This is a genomic window from Agrilactobacillus composti DSM 18527 = JCM 14202 (assembly GCF_001436375.1).
Taxonomy (GTDB): Bacteria; Bacillota; Bacilli; order Lactobacillales; family Lactobacillaceae; genus Agrilactobacillus; species Agrilactobacillus composti.
The window spans coordinates 25675-45932 of sequence record NZ_AZGA01000011.1 but is presented as its reverse complement, the minus strand read 5'-3'; the positions used below and the strand labels follow the sequence as shown (position 1 = coordinate 45932).

General features: G+C 40.9%; 23 protein-coding genes. 4 read left to right on the top strand and 19 right to left on the bottom strand.

Going from position 1 to position 20258, the window contains the following annotated elements; translation table 11 throughout:
• Positions 1-50: 50 nt before the first annotated feature.
• From FC83_RS03260 to FC83_RS03220, 9 genes are read right to left on the bottom strand one after another with little or no spacing between them, the layout of a single operon-like run.
• Complete coding sequence (locus FC83_RS03260; protein ID WP_035452382.1) at positions 51-608, bottom strand: YceD family protein; 558 nt, start codon at positions 606-608, stop codon at positions 51-53.
• A 3-nt stretch (positions 609-611) separates the two neighbouring features.
• Complete coding sequence (locus FC83_RS03255; RefSeq protein ID WP_035452381.1) at positions 612-1787, bottom strand: nucleotidyltransferase; 1176 nt, start codon at positions 1785-1787, stop codon at positions 612-614.
• Positions 1769-2509: a class I SAM-dependent DNA methyltransferase gene (locus tag FC83_RS03250; RefSeq protein ID WP_035452379.1), complete on the bottom strand. Its 741-nt coding sequence runs from the start codon at positions 2507-2509 to the stop codon at positions 1769-1771. Before FC83_RS03250 ends, FC83_RS03255 begins: the two co-directional genes overlap by 19 nt.
• Entirely contained in the window at positions 2506-2847 is a 342-nt protein-coding gene (rsfS, locus tag FC83_RS03245) for a ribosome silencing factor (protein ID WP_035452471.1), read from the bottom strand. Before rsfS ends, FC83_RS03250 begins: the two co-directional genes overlap by 4 nt.
• A 44-nt stretch (positions 2848-2891) precedes the next feature.
• A complete protein-coding gene (yqeK, locus tag FC83_RS03240) occupies positions 2892-3503 on the bottom strand; it encodes a bis(5'-nucleosyl)-tetraphosphatase (symmetrical) YqeK (RefSeq protein ID WP_035452377.1) in 612 nt (203 codons plus the stop codon).
• Positions 3472-4125: a nicotinate-nucleotide adenylyltransferase gene (locus tag FC83_RS03235; RefSeq protein ID WP_057002383.1), complete on the bottom strand. Its 654-nt coding sequence runs from the start codon at positions 4123-4125 to the stop codon at positions 3472-3474. The genes yqeK and FC83_RS03235 overlap by 32 nt, the downstream gene beginning before the upstream one ends.
• A gap of 26 nt (positions 4126-4151) precedes the next feature.
• Positions 4152-4463 (bottom strand): YhbY family RNA-binding protein, encoded by a 312-nt coding sequence (locus FC83_RS03230; RefSeq protein WP_035452376.1) that lies wholly within the window; start codon positions 4461-4463, stop codon positions 4152-4154.
• Positions 4464-4476: 13 nt separating this feature from the next.
• On the bottom strand, positions 4477-5598 hold the full coding sequence (gene yqeH, locus FC83_RS03225) for a ribosome biogenesis GTPase YqeH (RefSeq protein WP_035452375.1): 1122 nt from the start codon (positions 5596-5598) through the stop codon (positions 4477-4479).
• Between the two features lie 9 nt (positions 5599-5607).
• Positions 5608-6156, bottom strand: coding sequence for a YqeG family HAD IIIA-type phosphatase (locus FC83_RS03220; protein WP_035452370.1), 549 nt, complete (start codon positions 6154-6156; stop codon positions 5608-5610).
• 151 nt (positions 6157-6307) lie between these two features.
• Between FC83_RS03220 and FC83_RS03215 the strand changes: the two genes are divergently transcribed.
• Genes FC83_RS03215 through FC83_RS03200 form a run of 4 tightly spaced genes read left to right on the top strand, consistent with a single transcriptional unit; the run spans position 6308 to position 9453 of the window.
• Positions 6308-7198 (top strand): VOC family protein, encoded by an 891-nt coding sequence (locus FC83_RS03215; RefSeq protein ID WP_035452368.1) that lies wholly within the window; start codon positions 6308-6310, stop codon positions 7196-7198.
• Between the two features lie 38 nt (positions 7199-7236).
• Positions 7237-7860 (top strand): alpha/beta hydrolase, encoded by a 624-nt coding sequence (locus FC83_RS03210; RefSeq protein ID WP_035452366.1) that lies wholly within the window; start codon positions 7237-7239, stop codon positions 7858-7860.
• The gene (locus tag FC83_RS03205; protein WP_035452365.1) at positions 7857-8477 is read left to right on the top strand and encodes a flavin reductase family protein; all 621 of its coding nucleotides are present in this window, start codon (positions 7857-7859) and stop codon (positions 8475-8477) included. Before FC83_RS03210 ends, FC83_RS03205 begins: the two co-directional genes overlap by 4 nt.
• Positions 8478-8517: 40 nt before the next feature.
• On the top strand, positions 8518-9453 hold the full coding sequence (locus tag FC83_RS03200; RefSeq protein ID WP_035452362.1) for an NADP-dependent oxidoreductase: 936 nt from the start codon (positions 8518-8520) through the stop codon (positions 9451-9453).
• A gap of 57 nt (positions 9454-9510) precedes the next feature.
• On the opposite strand, the gene rplT is transcribed toward FC83_RS03200, so the two are convergent.
• The 10 genes from rplT to polA form a co-directional block, all read right to left on the bottom strand.
• Positions 9511-9864 (bottom strand): 50S ribosomal protein L20, encoded by a 354-nt coding sequence (gene rplT / locus FC83_RS03195; protein ID WP_035452360.1) that lies wholly within the window; start codon positions 9862-9864, stop codon positions 9511-9513.
• 67 nt (positions 9865-9931) lie between these two features.
• Positions 9932-10132 carry a 50S ribosomal protein L35 gene (gene rpmI, locus FC83_RS03190; protein WP_035452355.1) on the bottom strand — a complete coding sequence of 67 codons (201 nt, stop codon included), beginning with the start codon at positions 10130-10132 and terminating at the stop codon, positions 9932-9934.
• 70 nt (positions 10133-10202) lie between these two features.
• Complete coding sequence (gene infC / locus FC83_RS03185; protein WP_035452469.1) at positions 10203-10709, bottom strand: translation initiation factor IF-3; 507 nt, start codon at positions 10707-10709, stop codon at positions 10203-10205.
• A 196-nt stretch (positions 10710-10905) separates the two neighbouring features.
• Entirely contained in the window at positions 10906-12876 is a 1971-nt protein-coding gene (gene thrS / locus FC83_RS03180; protein WP_035452352.1) for a threonine--tRNA ligase, read from the bottom strand.
• A 329-nt stretch (positions 12877-13205) separates the two neighbouring features.
• On the bottom strand, positions 13206-14129 hold the full coding sequence (gene dnaI, locus FC83_RS03175; protein WP_057002382.1) for a primosomal protein DnaI: 924 nt from the start codon (positions 14127-14129) through the stop codon (positions 13206-13208).
• Positions 14126-15475, bottom strand: coding sequence for a DnaD domain protein (locus FC83_RS03170; protein ID WP_035452350.1), 1350 nt, complete (start codon positions 15473-15475; stop codon positions 14126-14128). The genes dnaI and FC83_RS03170 overlap by 4 nt, the downstream gene beginning before the upstream one ends.
• Positions 15476-15486: 11 nt before the next feature.
• Positions 15487-15975 carry a transcriptional regulator NrdR gene (gene nrdR / locus FC83_RS03165; protein WP_035452348.1) on the bottom strand — a complete coding sequence of 163 codons (489 nt, stop codon included), beginning with the start codon at positions 15973-15975 and terminating at the stop codon, positions 15487-15489.
• Between the two features lie 105 nt (positions 15976-16080).
• On the bottom strand, positions 16081-16689 hold the full coding sequence (coaE, locus tag FC83_RS03160) for a dephospho-CoA kinase (RefSeq protein ID WP_035452346.1): 609 nt from the start codon (positions 16687-16689) through the stop codon (positions 16081-16083).
• Positions 16690-16693: 4 nt separating this feature from the next.
• Positions 16694-17521 carry a DNA-formamidopyrimidine glycosylase gene (gene mutM, locus FC83_RS03155; protein WP_035452344.1) on the bottom strand — a complete coding sequence of 276 codons (828 nt, stop codon included), beginning with the start codon at positions 17519-17521 and terminating at the stop codon, positions 16694-16696.
• A 20-nt stretch (positions 17522-17541) separates the two neighbouring features.
• Entirely contained in the window at positions 17542-20208 is a 2667-nt protein-coding gene (gene polA, locus FC83_RS03150; RefSeq protein ID WP_035452340.1) for a DNA polymerase I, read from the bottom strand.
• Positions 20209-20258 lie beyond the last annotated feature (50 nt).

Genomic DNA, 20258 nt, shown 5'->3' with positions numbered 1-20258 from the left:
TAATATTTTATGTCTTTATCCTATCACATTTTAAGAAGCCATCACAATCATTAACCTTTATCTTGATGGTCTTCGTTGAACAAATTTTTCAATTTTTCAAATTCAGGATTCGGTGTGCCTTGATCAGTTTCAACTTGTTTTTGATAGTCATTTTCAGAAATGACATCCCAGTCTTTACCCTTAGGCATGAGATTTTCCTGAGCTTCTTCAGGCGTTAAAATCTGCGTGGGCAAGCTTAAAATAATATTATCTTCAATGGCCTTTTGTAAATCAAAGACTTCATCTTCAAAACTTAAAACCACTTCATCTTCTTCAAATTCCTTAGCATCAGCATCATCAGTCACATAAATTTCGGTGAAATGTTGATCAATTGGCCATTTAACCGGCGTTAAACTACGGGTAGACGGTACGGTGACTGTGCCTTGTACATGGGCATCCAATAACCAAACAGGATCATCAAAAGTCAAGGTTGCTTTAATTTTAAAAGGCGTCGCAGCTAATATCTCTTCAAACCGAGTTTGTAAACTCGTTGATAAATCTTCGGTTGTATCAACTTCCAAAGGGGTCTTTTGAAACTTTCCTAATTCAGCTAATTTCCATTTAAGCAAAACTTATTCTCCTTTTCGATAATACAAAGGTTCGCGACGAAAATTCTGAGGTTGACCGGATAACTGGGCCATGAATCGGTCAACACGGCTCTGTAAATAAAACAAGCCAGATTCAGCCGTATTTTTAGCGTCTGGCTTCGTTACCAAGGGTAGTGTTCTAGATTGCCTAGTTTGATGCAAAAACTGCCGTCCTACCTCGTTAAAGCCCAAAGGATGAATGAATAATTCACTTTGGGCCATTTGCACTTTGGTAATTTGTAATAGCACATTCAAACAAACCCGCTGCAAGCGGGCATTGGTATACCGTTTTGTCTTTAAATTTTGCAAAAACTCCGCAAAAGTATGACTTTGGTTGATAGCTTTCTTAATCCGGTATTCCAAACCCTCTGTCACTTGATAGATTTGACTTAAATCCGCTAAAGTCATGGTATTAATTTGATACTTTAAAAAACCAAAGCAATCTGACCAGTCTAAAAACGGCCCCGGATAACCGGCTAATGCCATCACACTGCTGTTAGGCAAATATGGCACTAAATCCTGAATGGCGCCACCAGCTTGTAATACCCGCCGAATATGGCTGGCACTGCTGTATTTGCCAAAAGCTTGACCCGCATCATGTTGGGCCCCAATTCTTTGAATTGGGATCAAAGCCATGGGGTTTGGCTTTACCATCACAGCCTTGGCATAACTGGCTGCCAACAATAAATTAGGCTGGGTTAAGGTGACCCCTAACGTTTGTTGGAGTAATTCATTTAATTGAGTAGCGTAAGTTTTGGTATAATCCACAAAAATATCTTGGCGCTGGGGTAATTTAGCCATTGCTTGCCCAAGTTTGGCATAATCTATATCAGGTGCTTCCGTGCCAAAGGCTAAAAAATCACACCCTAAGTCAGCTAAGATATTGACTGCCCCAGTACTAAAACCATCGGCAGGCTGTGTGGCCGCACTAAAGGGCAGTTCCAGGACTAAATCAGCCCCGGCATCCAGTGCCATCTGGGTGCGGCACCACTTATCCACTAGGGCAATTTCACCCCGCTGCACAAAATTGCCACTCATGACGACCACCAATACGTCTGCATTGGTCAGTGCCCGCGCGCGATCTAGTTGGTAAACGTGTCCATTATGCAAGGGGTTATATTCTGCAATAATCCCACATGCGTTTAATCGGCTTTCCTGCATTTGAAAAAATACCTCGTTGTGTGTTCAGAAACTGGTCCCTTACCAAAATCACTACTTACTTCCACATCAACAAACCCTGCAGCTTCTAACGCCTTTAGATACGTTGCTAAGGGATAAGTTCGTTCATGATGGGTTTCTTCTAAAACTTGATACCCCTTGATAGACTCATCCCAAGCAAAAAATGTCAGATCATGCTCAATGCTATGGGGAACTTCTCCCACATAACTGGTCCACATAAAAGCCAAATCTTCAAATTTGGCATTATACATATAACCTGGAAAAACTGTATCAATCTGATAAGGTGTGTGAGCATCGAACAAAAATAAGCCCCCGGGTTTTAAAGCTGCAAAAGTTCTTTGAAATACAGCCGTTACCGCTGTAATATCTGGCAAATAGCAAATAGAATCATCAAAACAAGTGATATTGTCAAAGGGATCATCAAATACCATATCCCGGGCATCCCCTTGAATGAGTGGTATTTCTAGATGCGCAGCTTGAATTTTGGCATCCGCTAGTGCCAGCATTTCTTCAGATAAATCTAAACCAGTGACTTGAAAACCTGCTTGGGCTAACTTGACAGCTAACGTCCCAGAACCACAAGCGAGCTCTAACAAAGTTCCCTTAGGCTCAGAAATAAACCCGGTCACATAGTTTTGCCATTCATCATATAACTGTTCATCCATCAAACGATCATAGACCCGGGCAAATGTGGTGTAAATCATTCAGTAACCCATTGTGACACATTGACGATTGGCGCATCTGACCAAAGTTTCTCGATATTGTAAAACGCCCGCTCTTCTTTTAGAAATACATGAACAACCACATCGCCTAAATCAATCAAAAACCAACGTGAGCCGCGTTTGCCTTCCATATGACGAACTTGTACTTCTGCATCTTCTTCTTTGGCAACAATTTCATCAACAATAGCCTCTACCTGGCGTTCAGAATTGCCATGCATGATGACAAAATAATCTGCCAGCAGGCTAACTTCTTGCATATCTAACGCTACAATTTCTTCTGCGTGTTTACTATCTGCCGCTTTAACGGCGATTTCTAACATTTGTTTACTATCCAAAAAATAAATCGCTCCTTTGATTGTTTGTGCTAATTATGGACGACCCAAGCATTGTAACTAGCAATCGTCTTGGGATAAATCTTTTGTTTTTTAGAAACTAAAAAGTTCAGGGTTTGTGCTAACTCAAAAGCTACCCCAGCAGCCAATGATGTTTCAGCCGCCTTGCGCGCAGCATCGACACCAGGAAACTCACGGCCAGGTTCAATAAAGTCAGCAATAAAGATAATTTGATCTAACTTAGACATTTTTGGTGCACCAATAGTGTGTTTACCCACCGCACTTAAAATAGCCGGATCATAGATCTGCAGATCCCGTTGAATAAAGTAAGTCCCCACGACACCATGCCAGATACCGTTATTATACCCTAATAAGGCCGGATCAAGTTGTTGGGATAAAATGACCTGTTTAAACGCCTCATCTGGTAAATCTTTGGCATAATCATGTACAATACCCGCCACCCGGGCTCGTGTGACATCAGCACCATATTTTTGAGCCAATTTCTCAGCAGTATCGGCCACCCGCTGTACATGTTCAAAACGTTTCGGTTTTAATTTCTGGGAAACGCGATCCAATAATTCTGCGTAACTATAAGGCAATAAATCTGCCAAATTACTTTCGCTCAACGTAAAGCCCCTTTTCATAGATATAATCTTCAACGCCTTCAGGTACTAAGTAGTGAATGGACTGATGATTAGCCACCCGCTGTCGAATCGTACTGGAGGAAATATCAATTAAAGGTGAATCCACCCAAATCACCGGATAAGGGGTATGCACCGAAAAGTCGCGACGCCGTACGCCCACAAAACGAACCAATTTCACTAACTCATCAATCCGATGCCACTTTGGTAAATAGGCTACCATATCGCCACCAATAATAAAATAGTAATCCGTATCTGGATGACGTTGTTTTAATATTTTTATTGTATCATAGGTATAGCTAACCCCACCGCGTTGTAACTCGGCTGTCTCCAATTCGAAATTCAAATTATCAAAAATAGCCCGTTCAACCATCGCTTGACGCAACTTACCTGAAATTGTTTGTTTTTCATCCACATGTGGGGGCTGGCTATCCGGCATAAACAAAACTTTTTCTAAAGCTAATTGTTTCATAACCTGATCAGCCATAACCAAATGACCTAAATGCGGTGGATTAAATGTACCACCTAAAATACCCACTTGTCGCCGATGATTTAAATTAATCAGTTTACGTTGAACTTCCGTTGAAATAACCGGTTGTTTTAAAGTTGTTGTTCTTGTCTGCACGAATCTGCCCACCCCTCGTTGTAAAATTAAATAGCTTGCACTTTTTTAGAGATAACTTGATACTTCTCTTTTGAAGCTGGTCGATAAACCAATAACGAGTGCCCAATTGTTTGGGGTACCTCTAAATCTAGGTTTTGATCCACCAACCATTGTGCCACTTGTTTGGGGGTTAAATCCGTATTTTGTAAAATACTAATTTTGATTAATTCACGTTTTTCTAAAGCAGGCAAGAGTTGCTTTAAAAAGTTATCCGTTAATTCATTTTTACCAATTTGCATCAAAGGCCGCAATACATTTGCTTGCGCCCGTAAAAATCTTTTTTGTTTCCCAGTTAACATATAATCTTCCTTATCAAATAATAGCTTTGCGTACAACAACATCAACATTTTCAGGGGCATAAGCAGCCACGATGCCGGCTTTGGCCACGGTGATCCAACCAAGTCCACCGAATACAATGTCAGTTTTGGTATTGATCGAGAACTCATGGCGCACCAACTTGGGAAAGTCTGCCAAATCTTTGGCCCGCGGTGGCACCAGCAATTCGCCAACATGCTTGGCATAAAAAGCATCGGCATTTTCCAGCTTAGTCCGATGTAACATTAATTGGTCATCCGCGTAGACAATAATCCCTTGACGATCGCCACGAATATAATCAAAACGCCCTAAACCACCCAAGAAAATAGTCTGATTATCATTTAACTGATAAGTCTTTGGTTTTAAAGGTTTTTGCGGCGCGATTAAATTTAAATCTTTTGGACTGAGTAAATGGGCGATCTGGTGTTCATGAATGATTCCTGGTGTGTCAATTAAAGTATGGCCATCCCCAAAAGGAATCTCAATCCGATCCAACGTTGTCCCCGGAAATCTAGAAGTGGTGATCAAGTCTTTAATAGCCATATTTTCTTGAATGATCTGATTGATCAACGTGGATTTGCCCACATTGGTCGTCCCCACCACATAGACATCCCGGCCGAGACGATATTGATCGATCAAAGCCATCAATTTATCCACGTTATGTCCTGTTCTAGAAGATACTAAAAGAGTTTCGTCTGGACGCAAGCCTTGAGCATGGCTTTGATCAAACAACCATTGGCGTACTTTTCCTCGGGAAACATCTCTTGGCAAGACGTCTTCTTTATTTCCCACCACAATGACCGGATTATGTCCTACAAAACGATGTAATCCAGGAATAATACTGCCATTGAAGTCAAAAATATCGATCACGTTGATAATTAAGGCATCATGATTACCAATCTCATTGAGCAAACTCACAAATTCATCATTTGCAATGGAAACTGGTGTGATCTCATTGTAATGTCGCAAACGGAAACAGCGCTGACAGTAGATGTCTGCGTTTTCATCAGTCAGCTGTTTTGCCAAAGCCGACTTGGGAATAAAGCCAGGCGCAGTTTTATCCTCAGTTTGAATCCGACTGCCACAGCCAATACAATATAGTGCTTCTTGTTTCTCCATCGAGGTCTCCTATCGTTTTTGATTGGCGGCTGGTGTTAAACTGCTCTGCCAATCCAAACCTACAAAGTGCTTTTTTAAATATTTAAATATATATTGTTCTATAAAGCGATTAATTGAAGTATTCCAACCGTCACTGGTCACTAATGGCTTCACTAAAATCGTTCGTAAACCGGCCCGATTGCCCGAATAAACATCTGTGATCAACTGATCACCCACCATGACTGTCTCAGCTGGCAACAGTTGATAGGTTGTTAAAGCTTCTCGAATGCCTTTGACAGTCGGTTTCATGGCCCGGGCCACAAAAGGCATCTCCAATTGTTCCAAAGCCATGCCAACTCTGGCGTGACTATTATTTGAAACAACAATTACCTGAATGTTAGCCTGGCGCATTTTTTGCAGCCAGGCGTTGGTCTTGGCGTCAGCTAATTTATTATTCCAGGGTAATAAAGTATTGTCCAGATCCGTTAAAATATTTCGAATCCCCACGGTTTTGAGCTGATCTGGATCCAAATCATATAGCGAATTCAGCATGAAAGTTGGCTTAAAACTTTTTAACATATAAACTCCTCTACGTCCATCATTTCAATTTTTCATTATAATAGATTTTCTGATAGATTGCATGTTTTATTCTGAAGTCGCCAAAAAGTTGCTAACAAAAAGTAAGTGATATAGAATGATAGTAACTACTACAGATGGGAAGGTGCTTTAAATGACCGATATTCATCATATTTCACTGCTCACGCATGACAAAGACGTCAATCAACATTTTTACACAACCATTTTGGGTTTTCGCTTGGTAAAAAATACTGTGAACCAAGAAAACATTCACATGCGTCATCTATTCTACGGGGATTATTTAGGCAGCCCTGATAGTATCACATCTTTTTTTGAAGTGCATCACTTAGGCCCTCGTTATGATGGTAACAGCTACCTCAATGGCATCTATTATGGCATACCAGCCGCTAGTTTTGATTTTTGGCAAGCCCGCTTAACTGAACAGCAAATACCCTTTCAAATCAGCCAGCAAACCATTCAATTCTTTGATCCAGATCAAGTGGCGATAACCCTGCAGCCAGTCGACCACGCTTTAAACGCCGACCAAGTTGTGCCAAATGACATTCCGGGTGCCTATCAAATTTCTGGTATTCTCGGGACGGAACTACGGGTCCCAGAAATTGAAGCTTCAGCTAATTTCTTTGAAACTTATTTAAACTTACCTTTTAAAAACGGGGCTATTCAGCTGGCAAATGGCCATTTCATCAAAATTATGAACTCAAACAGCACTGAAAAGCATCGTTTTGGCCGTGGCTCCATGGATCATGTCGCTTTCACTGTAGCTGATGATGCAGCTTTAAAGCAGATGGTTCAAAAAGCCAAAGCTCAACATTGGGACTTAGAAGTCGTGCGAAATCGGGGTTGGTTTAAGAGCTTGTACATTCAAGAACCCAATCATAACCGCATTGAACTAGCCACCATGGGCCCTGGTTTCACCTTAGACGAACCCCTTGAAAGCCTTGGGGAAACGTTGGGATTACCCGCACATTTAGAAAACAAACGGGCTGAAATTTTGGCCTATTTGGCCCAAACACCAGCGCAATAATATAATTGTTAAAAAATCAATGATTGGAGCTATCGACTATGACAAATTATGAGAATTATACTTTCGTTCAAGGAGAAGCTGACGTGGCCCCTTTGCTATTACTTCATGGCACTGGTGGTGATGAGCAGGATTTAATTCCCTTAGGCCATTTTTTATCCCCACAGGCAAGCTTGCTAGCCATTCGCGGTCGAATCGTTGAACAAGGCGCCAATCGTTACTTCAAACACACCGCAACTGGCGGCTTTGATCTAAAAAACTTAGAAAGTGAAACAACTTGGCTGATTGAAACCTTACAAGAACTGGCCAGCCAGCATAAATTAGATTTAAATCGGCTGATCGTTATGGGTTATTCCAATGGTGCAAATGTGGCTGCCAAATTTATTTTGGATGGGAAGGTTCCTATTAAAACCGGTATTTTCTTCCATCCCATGATTTTAACGCCTGATGACGCCACCACGGATTTATCGGATAGCGCTATTTGGATGTCCCATGGCAGCCTGGATCCCATCGTCACTGAAGCTAATTTTAAAGCTTTGGCGACCGCCTTCACCTCTAAACACGCTAAAGTTGAAACCTATGAGGCCAAGCAATCCCATAATTTATCAGAAAATGAACTCCAAGCGGCCAAAGACTGGCTAGCCCAAAGTGGGCGGCTACGATGATTCATTACAATCAAAGGGACTTATCCCAACTAGAACAATATAAATTACTGTCAGGCAGTGTTTCCCCCCGGCCAATTGCCTGGATAACAACTTTAAATACTACAACAAACGTGGTCAACTTAGCCCCTTTTAGCTTCTTTTCCGTGGCGAGTAATCAAGAACCTTTGTTATCCATAGCCATTTTACGCAAGCAGGGCCAACCTAAAGATACAGCGGCCAATCTACTTGAAAATGGTCAAGCAGTTGTTCATGTAGTTTCAAGTGAATTCGCTGAAAAGATGAATCAAACCGCGGCCACTTTAGCGCCCAATGCTTCAGAAGCGGCACTGATCGATGCGCCCCTTACGGCCAGCCAAAGCATTGAGGTCCCTGGCCTAGCTGAAGTTAAAATCCGCTTTGAGACTAGTGTTTTTGAATACGTTCCCTTGAAAAATGCCAATCAAGCCGTCATGACCGATCTATTCATTTTAAAAGTTTCAGATTTTTACTTTGACCAAAGTGTTTTTAACCCGGATAATAAACATATCCGGACTGAAGTTTTGCAACCAATTGGTCGTTTGGCCGGGCCTAATTATGTGCAGGTTGATCACACCTTCAAAATGATTCGGCCCCGCTGACTTTTATCCGAATCAATGCTTAATTTAGGAGGTTTTAATTTTGTTTGCAATTGGTATCAATCAATATGGCGATCCCAGCGTTTTTGAACAACTAGCAAAAGACACCCCAGAACCTAAAGCAAACCAAGTCTTACTCAAAACAAAAGCCGTGGGCATTAATCCTTATGATGCCCTATTACGATCAGGCAGCCAGCAACATAATCGCCCCCTGCCTTTCCCAATTATCCCAGGAACAGACGTGGTGGGTGAAATAGCGGCTGTTGGCGCTGATGTAACTGATTTTAAAGTCGGCCAGCAGGTCATTAACTTACGACCCTTACGGGGTTATAGTGAATACGTTACCGCCTCCACTAATAAAATTGTGCTCTTACCCCAGGGCCTTGATTTAGCCTTAGCTGCCAGTCTACCTACTGCCGGCTATGCGGCTTATAATATCACCCATCACTTCTTGCCATTGGAATCCGGCAAAACCATCGCGATTATTGGCGCCAGTGGTACGGTGGGCGCCTTAACGACACAAATTGCCAAATCTTTAGGCTTACACATTATTGCCATTGGCGCTGAAAAAAATGAGGACTTCATGTCCCAAATTGGTGCCGATGAATTGGGCTTTTATGATACTGAAGCTGTGGGCCAGAAATTTGAAAATCAAGCTGATTACGTGGTCAACGCAGCCAGTGGTGGACAAGATCACGGCATGAGTAACATGCTGATCAAACCTGGTCGGGGCTTTATTGCTACGGTTGGTGATCAAGCGCCAGCTGTCACAAAAACTGGTGTCCGGGTTGCTTATGTGCACCAGGACAAGATATTCAGCACCCAAGCCGCTTTAAACTTCTTGATAAAGCTCGCAACTACGACTGGCTTATCTCTAAGAATTGATACACCGCTTGTCTTTGATGTGACTGGCATTACCACCGCCCACCAGCGCATTGAGTCCCATCAAACCAACGGCCATCAAGTGGCTATCCTATAATTCAAAAAAATGAGGCAATGCACAAAACCCGTGCTTGCCTCATTTTTTAATCAAATATTAAAGTGCTTTTTTAGCTGCATCAGCAAATGCTGTAAAAGCAGTTGCATCATTAACGGCTAAGTCGGCTAACATCTTACGATTGATGTCGATACCAGCAACTTTTAAGCCATGCATCAATTTGCTGTAGCTTAATTCGTTTTGACGTGCAGCTGCATTGATACGTGCGATCCAAAGTTTGCGGAAATCACGTTTTCTCTGACGACGATCTCTAAATGCATAACGATAAGAGTTCATCACTTGGGCATTTGCGGATTTGAACAGTAAATGCTTAGAACCTGTATAACCCTTAGCGAGTTTTAATACTTTTTTACGACGTTTACGGGTAACCGTACCACCTTTAACACGAGCCATTATATTTCCTCCTTGAAGCTATTCACTGACTAGGTCAGGATTGCCTATTCCAATCTTTTTGAACGAACTATTTCATTTGAGAAAGCATCTTACGGTACTTCTTCATTTCAGTACGTGGTACTAAGCCTGCTTTTCTCAATTGGCGACGTTGCTTAACTGTCTTGCCGTGGAAACGGTGACGTGTGTAAGCATGATGTCTAGATAATAATCCAGACGCTGTCTTTTTGAAACGTTTTGCAGCGGCACGATTTGTTTTTTGCTTTGGCATAATCAAAAATCCTCCTAAGTATTGAACTTAACACCAAGTGCTAAGTTCATCTGATACAAAATATTGCTGATTAGTTTTCTTTTTCAGCTTTAGGCGCTAGCATCAAGAACATACTGCGACCGTCCATCTTGGGATAAGATTCAACGTTGGCAATGTCATTCGTTTCTTTTGCTAACTTCTCTAATACTGTCCGACCAATATCCTTATGGGTAATCGCGCGGCCTTTGAAACGAATGGAAACTTTGACTTTATCGCCTTTGCCTAAGAACTTACGGGCATTATTAAGCTTGGTGTTAAAATCATTATCTTCAATCGTTGGACTCAAGCGAACTTCTTTAACACTGATGGTTTTTTGCTTCTTACGGGCTTCGCGAGCTTTCTTTTGCAACTCAAAACGATATTTCCCATAATCCATAATTCTAGCAACTGGGGGTTTGGCTTTGGGTGCCACAATCACAAGATCTAAATTAGCTTGGTCGGCTAATTGTAATGCTTCTTGTTTTGTTTTAACACCTAATTGATCGCCATTTTCAGCAATCAAACGTAATTCCCGAAAACGAATATTTTCATTTACCATCAAGTCTTTTGCTATGGTCAAGCACCTCCATTAAAGTAAAAAAAGTATAAAAAAGCGGACTTCCAGTAGAAATCCGCCAATAATCTTCAATCAAATTTAAGAAAATTATGACCCAGAGGCTAATAGCTTAGGTGAGAAGACGGGCTTCTACTTCATTTATTTTTCACAACGAATAATAGTATACAAGAAGAACTAGCTATTTGTCAAGTTTTGCTTCAGCTTTGTTTTTCTTACCCGTCCGACTATAGTTGTGAACTTCAGCCACGACGGAATCCAAGAAGACGTTTAAGTCTTCTTTTTCAGGTTTATCGGCACTGTAAGGTCGAACGGATACAGTGGCATCTTCAACTTCTTGATCCCCAACAACTAAGGTGTACGGAATCTTTTGGGTTTGGGCTTCACGAATCTTGTAACCCATCTTTTCATTGCGTTTATCAATTTTAACTCGGATGCCTTCAGCCAACAATTGCTTTTGAATGGTTTCGGCATATTTCACATGTAAATCCAAATTAACCGGGATAATATCGACTTGGGTTGGTGCCAACCAAGTTGGGAAAGCCCCTTTATAGATTTCAGTCAAGTAAGCGATGAAACGTTCCATCGTGGAAATAACCCCACGGTGAATCATCACAGGCCGATGTTCCTCCCCGTCTTCACCAGTATAAACCAAGTGGAATTTTTCAGGCATCATAAAGTCTAACTGAATGGTGGATAAGGTTTCATCGTTGCCTAAGGCTGTTTTAGTCTGAACATCTAACTTAGGCCCATAAAAAGCGGCTTCGCCTTCTGCTTCATAGTAATCCAAGCCCAAGTCATCCATGGCACCCTTTAACATAGCCTGAGACTTGTTCCACATTTCATCATCATCAAAGTACTTTTCAGTATTTTGCGGATCACGGTAACTTAAGCGGAACGTATAATCCGTAATATCAAAATCATCATAAACGCTCATCATTAATTTCAAGATATTTTTGAATTCATCTTGAATTTGGTCAGGCCGGACAAAAGTATGGCCATCATTTAAGGTCATTTCCCGAACACGTTGCAGCCCAGACAATGCCCCAGATTTTTCATAACGATGCATCATACCTAATTCAGCAATACGAATTGGTAATTCCCGGTAACTACGTAAATGATGTTGATAAATTTGAATATGGGAAGGACAGTTCATTGGCCGTAATTCCAGCATTTCACCATCACCCATGTCCATTGGTGGGAACATGTCATCACGATAATGATCCCAGTGACCAGATTGCTTATAAAGATCTAAGTTGGCCAAAACTGGTGTATACACGTGTTCATAACCCGCAGCAACTTCACGGTCGATGATATAACGTTCGATTGTCCGCCGAATTGTCGCCCCGTTTGGCATCCAATATGGCAACCCAGCACCAACTTTAGGATCTACAAAGAATAAATCTAATTCTCGGCCTAATGTACGATGATCGCGTTCTTTAATTTCTGAACGCCGTTTCAAATCAGCATCTAAGTCAGCTTGCTTATAAAATGCCGTCCCATAGATCCGTTGTAACATTGGATTACTGGATTTGCCCTGCCAATAGGCCCCGGCAACTGAAAGTAAATCGAACACTTTGGCCTCACCAGCTTTTTTCAATAAAGCCCGGTAACCAAAATCAATGAAGTCACCTAATTGAAAGGCAGGGACTTCAACACCGGCCTGGGCATTGATCAAAGATTCCTTATAAGGATCTCCGGCAAACTCTTTTAACAACGTGTCTTTTGAAACTAAAACCCGCTTAATTTCACCATTAGCCTTAATGAGTTGCATCATTTTTTCTTTTAATGTGGATAAGTCATTGACCGTAACTTGGCCGTCAGCATTGTCGGTATCATAAAAGAACCCATCAGCTGTGGAATGACCCTCGCCAAAATGCATTTTAGGATAAGTTTGTTTCAAAACTGCTGCCAGGATAAATGCAGCTGTATCATTTAAAACGACTAAGGCATCAGCATCTTGATTGGTTAAGATTGCTAATTTCCCATCTTGCTTTAATGGCCGATCTAAATCTACTAGTTCACCGTTAAACTTACCGGCAATCGCCTTTTTACCTAAAGAAGTACTGATAGACTTGGCAACGTCTAAAACGTTGACACCATCATCAAAAGGCTTTTTGGAACCATCTGGAAATTCAATTGAAATTGACATATAGCGCCCTCCATATTTTTCAAACGATCTTAACATTGGCCTTACCTTACATTAAAAATAAAAAAAAGCCCCTAAAGCAATTAAAAATTACTTTAGGGGCACTTTATTTAAGCGCGGTTCCACCCATATTAAAATCGATTGATTTTCTCTCTTAGCTGATATCGGTGGCAAACCGCGTAACAATTCAAAAATTATGAAAGTGGTATTACTTCAAAGTTGTTGACGTTTCAGCCTAGGCATCAACTCTCTGAAATCTTGAAATAACTTATCTTTCAACTCACATTTATTAAACCACTATTTCAATTTTCATGCAACCTTGTTTGCAAAAATTAATTTTCAAACCTACGATTTATCCCATCTATCTTAAATTCTCGAGTTAAATAGGCTATACGTTCCATGATTCTCGATGCCTTTATAGGTTCAATACCTTTTACACTACCAGCTAGAATATCTTCCAATTGATCCATTGAAAAATTGGAAGTGAAAAAAGTAGCCAATTGTTCTTGCATACGATACTGTAAAATAACGCCTAATACATCATCACGAATCCAAGCGCTGGCCATATCGGCACCGATATCATCTAGCATGAGAATTTGTGCCCGTTTAATGCTTTCTATCTTTGATAATACTGAATTATCACCAATAGCACTTTTCATTTCAACAGATAGTGTTGGAAAATGAAGCATTAAGGAAGAGTATCCCTCATGTGCCAGAGCATTGGCAATAGCTCCAATCAGATAAGTCTTTCCCACTCCCATTGGACCATAAAGATACAAACCTTGATGAAAAGTCTTGGGGGCAGTCTTAAAATTCAATATAAATTCCTTAGCAGCATCAATAGCAGCTTGTCTATCAGGGTTCACATAATAATTTTCAATAGAAGCATTAGTTATATCTTTTGATATATTAATTCGTTGAACTCGTTTGGCAAGATTTCTCTGTTTCTCTTGAGAGATTAGAGCCTTTGAGGGTACATACGAAACATCGATCAGCCCATTACTTACCAACAGTTCTGGCACATAACCTGGCACCAATCCAACTTCACCATTATCCGCTTTCTTCTTTTCACGAACAAACTCGTATATTTTAGAAGCACTTTTTTCAATAGCATCTGGTTTTAAAGCCTCTTTATGTTTGTTCACAAAATCCAAAACATTAGGATTTCTTACAGCGTCATGCATCACTTTTTGATATTTTTCACTAAGTTGACGCTTATCCATGTAGGCAGCTAACTGGCTCTGCAAATTCTTCATGTTTGATCATCCTTCTTTGCTATACCATTTCTTCTTCTCCGCTCTTCTCGCTGACGTTCATACCATTCTGGAACAGGTTCAATAATACGATTTCTATTTGAATCTCGTCGTGCTTCCTTGGGCCGAGCAGTTGTACTAGGCTTACCATACTTACTATAGTTTTTTGATTGAATACGTTTTAACGCTAGCTCTGGCGTGTTGATGTTATTTTGCAACCAATCATTAGCTACTGTCTCTATAAAAGCCAAAGTAACAGTAGGTCCAGCAAGTAAATTAGCATAAGTCAGCATATTAATAATTGAATCCGGAAAAATATTGCGGTTTTGTAAGTCCCGTAATACTCTTGTCTCTCCTTTTCCAATAAAACCATGTTGGTATTTCTTTTGCCACGCCAAAAAATCAAAAACGGATAACTCTCTAACATGCTTTAGCAAATCTTGGGTCTTACCACTTGCATTGCTATCAAATTCTGATTCAGATCGACTATCAGAATTAGGCTCAGCCATGGCCACTGGACTACCCACGGTCCGGGTATATTCGGCTAAGACCAAGCTTTCCAATTTGTTAATATTAATCTCATTGGTCACAATATCTAGTGTATTAGCGATTAAATTCGCCATATTAGTTTCATCAATATCATAGTAACGATGCAATTGAAAAATAACTTGTTTATTTTTATCTAATTGAGTTTTGGTAATTTGATACTTACTTAATATTTGTTGCAGGAAGCCCCAGTCAAAGGTATCTAGATCAGCCTGGGTATATTGGACGGCTGGTCGTTGCTTTTGAGCGGCCAGCTTTTTAGCTGCCGCCACTTGCTGGGGAAGTTGCACGGCTTGTTGAACAATTTCTGGAAAGACACTTGAAAAATTACTGGTGATCTCCGATAAATCTTTGGTCACCGGATGGGTCATAAAATGGTTTTTTAAGCGATCAAATTCTTTAGTACCGATTGTCTGCCATAATAATAAGCTCAGCAAATCCTCACTAAAAAACTCATTGGGTTTTAACGGCGGATATAATTCATAAACAAAATATTTACCTAACTGATCCTCATTGACAAAAGTCCTGAGTAAACCCAGTGCTTCTAACCGCCGCCGTGCTGTTTCAATCGCAACTAAATCCACATTTAAATAATCTAATAAGATGCGGTGCATTGGTCGTTGGGAGCGAATCAACTCTGGGCTCTCCAATGTTTTTAAAGTATTAAATAAAGCGGTAGCGACTGGTCCTAAAATTGGCTGATAAAGATAGATAAGGTAAGTTTGTTGGGCATCATTAAAATAATCCACATGGGTCACTAAAAAACCATCTTGGGGTGAAAATTGCACATCTTGACCATTCATTCAGGCCACCTCTATTCTGGTTTTGTTGAATTTTGGCCATCTTGATTGGCTTTACCCATCATTTCTTGAACCTCTTGCATGAAGCCATTCATATCTTTAAATTCTCGATAAACACTGGCAAAGCGAATATAAGCCACATCATCGATTTTTGCCAAAAGTTGCATGACATACTCTCCAATTTCGCCCGATTTAACTTCAGTTTCACCAGTGGCGCGAATTTTATTCTCCACTTGATCCACTAATTGGGTCATTTGTTCCATGGTAATTGGCCGTTTTTCCGCTGCACGAACCACGCCGCGCAAAATCTTTTCCCGATTAAATTCTTCCCGAGTCCCATTTTTCTTAATGACTAATAGTGGCGTTTGTTCAACGCGCTCAAAAGTCGTAAAACGAAAACCACAATTTTCACATTCCCGCCGGCGCCGAATCACTCGACCTTCATCGGAAGGTCGACTATCGATCACGCGGGAACTATTTTGATGACAATGTGGACAAATCATATTATGAATCTCCCCTAAAATTTTTATGCGTTGGGTTTTATCAGACAAACTAAACTTATTATAAAAATATCGTAAACATCAATTTTATGCAAGCCATTTGAAAACTCAACTATTTTTTAGAAAATGGTTATTTTTTAAAAAATCTAACACTTGGGTTTGTAAACTTGCCACTGATTTGGTGTTATCTGTGTAAAAATCAGCGCGTTGTTTTTTAGTCTCAATGCTCATTTGACTGGCCATTCGAGCCCGAGCTTCCTTTTCGTCATAACCGTCCCGAGCCATCAGGCGTTTTAATTGCAATTCTTCAGGGACATAAGCCACCATCACACCATCTACATAGGGTTCATAGTGGGTTTCAAATAACAAAGGAATATCTAAAACGACTAAGGGCACATTTTCTTGCCGCCAATGATCAACCGCATCAAGGATGCTTTTGCGAATCAAAGGACCATTGATACGATTCAACAATGCTCTTTTTGCCGGATCAGCAAACACAATATGACCTAACTTTTTTCGGTCTAATTGACCATCTGCCGTCAAAATAGCCGGCCCAAAAGCGTGAATAATATTTGCTAGCCCCTGTGTGTTAGGGGCAACAGCAGCATGGGCCAGTGCATCAGCATCTACTACTGGAAAACCTTGATCGCGAAAAACTTGCGCCACCGTAGATTTTCCTGTAGCGATACTACCTGTTAAACCTAGTACGTACGTCATGCTTTCACCTCAACTGTTGCTCTTTTGGACAAATATGCGTCCCACGCCCAGCAACCTTAAACTTTTCAATAATCGTCCCACAGCGTTCACAGGGCTGGCCTTCACGGCCATAAACGTGCAGCTGTAGTTGAAAATGACCTTGCTGTCCACTGGCATCCACATAGGAACGAATGGTGGTTCCACCGGCAGCAATAGCTGTTCTCAATTCAGTTTGAATGGCTGCGTGTAGGGCTTTAATTTCATCAGCAGTCAGCGTATCTGCCGGCTGGAGGGGATGGATCTTACACAGCCATAACACTTCATCACAATAAATATTGCCTAATCCCGCCACAGTATGCTGATCCAATAAAACGGCTTTGATATTTTTATGGTGTTTTTTCAAGGCTTGGGTAAAACCGGTGATGGTAAAGGCCTTTGACAACGGCTCTGGTCCCAGAGCCGCAATGCCCGACAAGCTTTGTTCAAAACCTGTCAAGCCTAAGGTCATCCGGCCAAATTTGCGCACGTCTGCATAACGCAACTGAGTCCCATCGGTAAAATTAAAGACCACGTGGGTATGCTTATCAATTGGTGTAGCAGCAGTATCTAAATGATATTTCCCCTCCATGCGCAAGTGACTGACCATGGTCAAGTTGTCAGAGAACCTAAACAACAAATATTTGCCGCGCCGATCAATGGTTTTAATCACTTTGCCCTGTAACGCTTTTTGAAACTTAGCCGTGTCGTTGGTAATAATCTTGGACCAATACACATCGACCGTCGCAATTTTCTTATCTTGAACCAAAGCCAATAATCCCTTACGAACGGTTTCAACTTCAGGTAATTCAGGCATAATATCTCCTTGAAAACTAATTATTTTTTAACATCGTACCATGTTTTGCCGTAACCAGAATCAACTTTTAACGGTACAGCTAATTTCACGGCTGAATCCATCACACTAGGCACTAATTTTTCCAACACTGGAATTTCTGATTGTGGTGCTTCAAAGATCAATTCATCATGGACCTGAAGTAACATGACTGCTTGTAAATTAGCTTCTTTTAATTTGGCAGCCATATTGATCATCGCCACTTTAATAATATCCGCTGCGCTGCCTTGAATTGGTGTATTCATGGCTGTCCGTTCAGCAAAAGAGCGTAAATTGAAGTTTTTAGAATGAATATCCGGTAAATAACGCCGCCGATGCATCAAAGTTTCCACATACCCTTTTTCCCGAGCAGATTTTACAATGTCTTCGGTCCAAAGTTTAACTTTAGGATATTGTTCAAAATAAGCATCGATAAAACGCTTAGCTTCTTTGCGCGTAATACCTATATTTTGCGATAACCCATAATCACTGATGCCATAGACAATCCCGAAATTGGTAGCTTTAGCCTGCCGCCGCATATCTGGGGTAACCTCACTGGCATCCTTTAAATTAAAAATCTTCATAGCAGTATTGGCATGGATATCCCGATTTTCTCTGAAGGCCTCGCGCATATTTTCATCCCCAGAAATGTGGGCCAACACCCGTAATTCAACTTGAGAATAGTCAGAAGAAAAAATCTCCCAATCCGGATGGCGGGGTACAAAAGCTTGGCGAATTTTACGCCCCTCTTCAATTCGCACTGGAATATTCTGCAAATTAGGGTCCACTGAGGATAAGCGGCCAGTTTGGGTCAACGTCTGCAAGTAACGGGTGTGTACCTTATGATCTGGATAAATTTGTTTGAGTAAACCATTCACATAAGTGGATTGAATTTTAGAAATCTGACGGTACTTCAAGATATTGTCAATAATTGGTGATGCTGTCCGCAACTTTTCTAAAACATCCACTGCTGTGGAATATCCTGTCTTGGTTTTTTTGATCACTGGTAACTGTAACTTTTCAAATAAAATTTCACTGAGCTGCTTGGGCGAATTTAAATTAAACTTTGTTCCGGCAATGTCATAAATATCACCAGCAATAATCTCCAGTTGGCTTTTAAATTCCCCTTGCATTTTCACTAGCCGGGTGGCATCCACAGTGATCCCAGCAATTTCCATATTCGCTAATACCAAGGCTAAAGGCATTTCCAAATGCTTGAACAGGTCAGTTTGTTCATGTTTATCTAATTCTGCCATTAATTTATCCCGAAGTTCAAAAATAGCTCGGACTTTTTTAGCTAAATGGTCATAATAAATACTTTGATCACTGGGAATTGCCCGCTTAGCACCCTTGCCATAGACAACTTCGTCTGTTTGGACAGCAGTATAGCCATGCAGCTGAGCGATTTCACCGAGATCATTGCTATTTTCATTGGTATCTAGCAAATATGACGCCAACAATAAATCAAAAGTTACGTTTTGAATTTGAATGCCTAGCCGATTTAAGGCTACATAGGTGCGTTTTAAATCAAAGACATATTTTTCTTGATCCTTGGCCATCAGCCAATTTTTCAAAATGGGATCAGATAATAAGTTGACATCATTGGATACATACCACTTATTGCCATTTCCAATGGCAAAGCCATCTAGCGTTGCCGAATGATAATTATCCGCTAACATTTCCACCAAAAAAGCTTGGGGGCCTTGCAGGGCTTCAATGTCTTTTAAGTTCGCGCTGGTTAAAGTCTCATAGGTCAACACGTCTGACTCTGCAGCTGTGGCTGCATCGGTATCGGCGTCTAAGGCGCTTAAAAATGATTTAAAGTCCATTTCTTTATAAAAATCAATCAAAGCATCTAAATTTGGACCAGTATAAACTAAATCATTGATTTGAACCGTCACTGGGGCATCTTGGCGAATCTGCGCCAAATCCCGACTCATGAAAGCTGCAGCCTGATCATTGATCAAATTTTCTTTCATTTTACTTTTTTTCATACTATCGATGTTGTCATACAATGCCGCAATGGACCCATACTTTTTCACCAGTTTCAAAGCGGTAACTTCACCAATTTTGGTGACACCAGGATAATTGTCTGACGTATCCCCCATTAAACCCTTCATTTCCACAATTTGTTTGGGGTCAATGCCAAGCTTCTCTTGAACATGTTCTGGCGTATACGTTTCCAGTTGCTTAACCCCTTTGACGGTCACTTCCACCGTGGTGTTTGCCGTGGTCAATTGGGTCAAATCCCGATCACCGGTAATAATCGTGACTTTAAAGCCAGCTGCTTCAGCATCCTTGGCCACGGTGCCAATAATATCATCTGCTTCGAAATCCTTTAGTTCATACCATTTTATCCCATAGGCATCTAAAAATTGGCGCATATAAGGGAGTTGTTCAGCCAATTCACTGGGCATTTTAGCCCGCCCACCCTTATAATCCTCAAACTTGGCTGTCCTAAAGGTCGTTTTGCCTGCATCAAACGCTACCAGAATATGGGTGGGTTCAACTTGTTTCAAAACATCATCTAACATTGTTTTAAATGCGTAAATGGCATTTGTATGTAAGCCATCATGATTGGTAAAGTGATCTAAGGCATTGTGTAGTGCAAAAAATGCCCGGAACATTAATGAGTTCCCGTCAATTAGTAATAATTTATCTTGTTTGTTCATTTGGCCCTCCTCGAATACTTACCCTTATTTTACCAGAGCTTAGGCTCAGA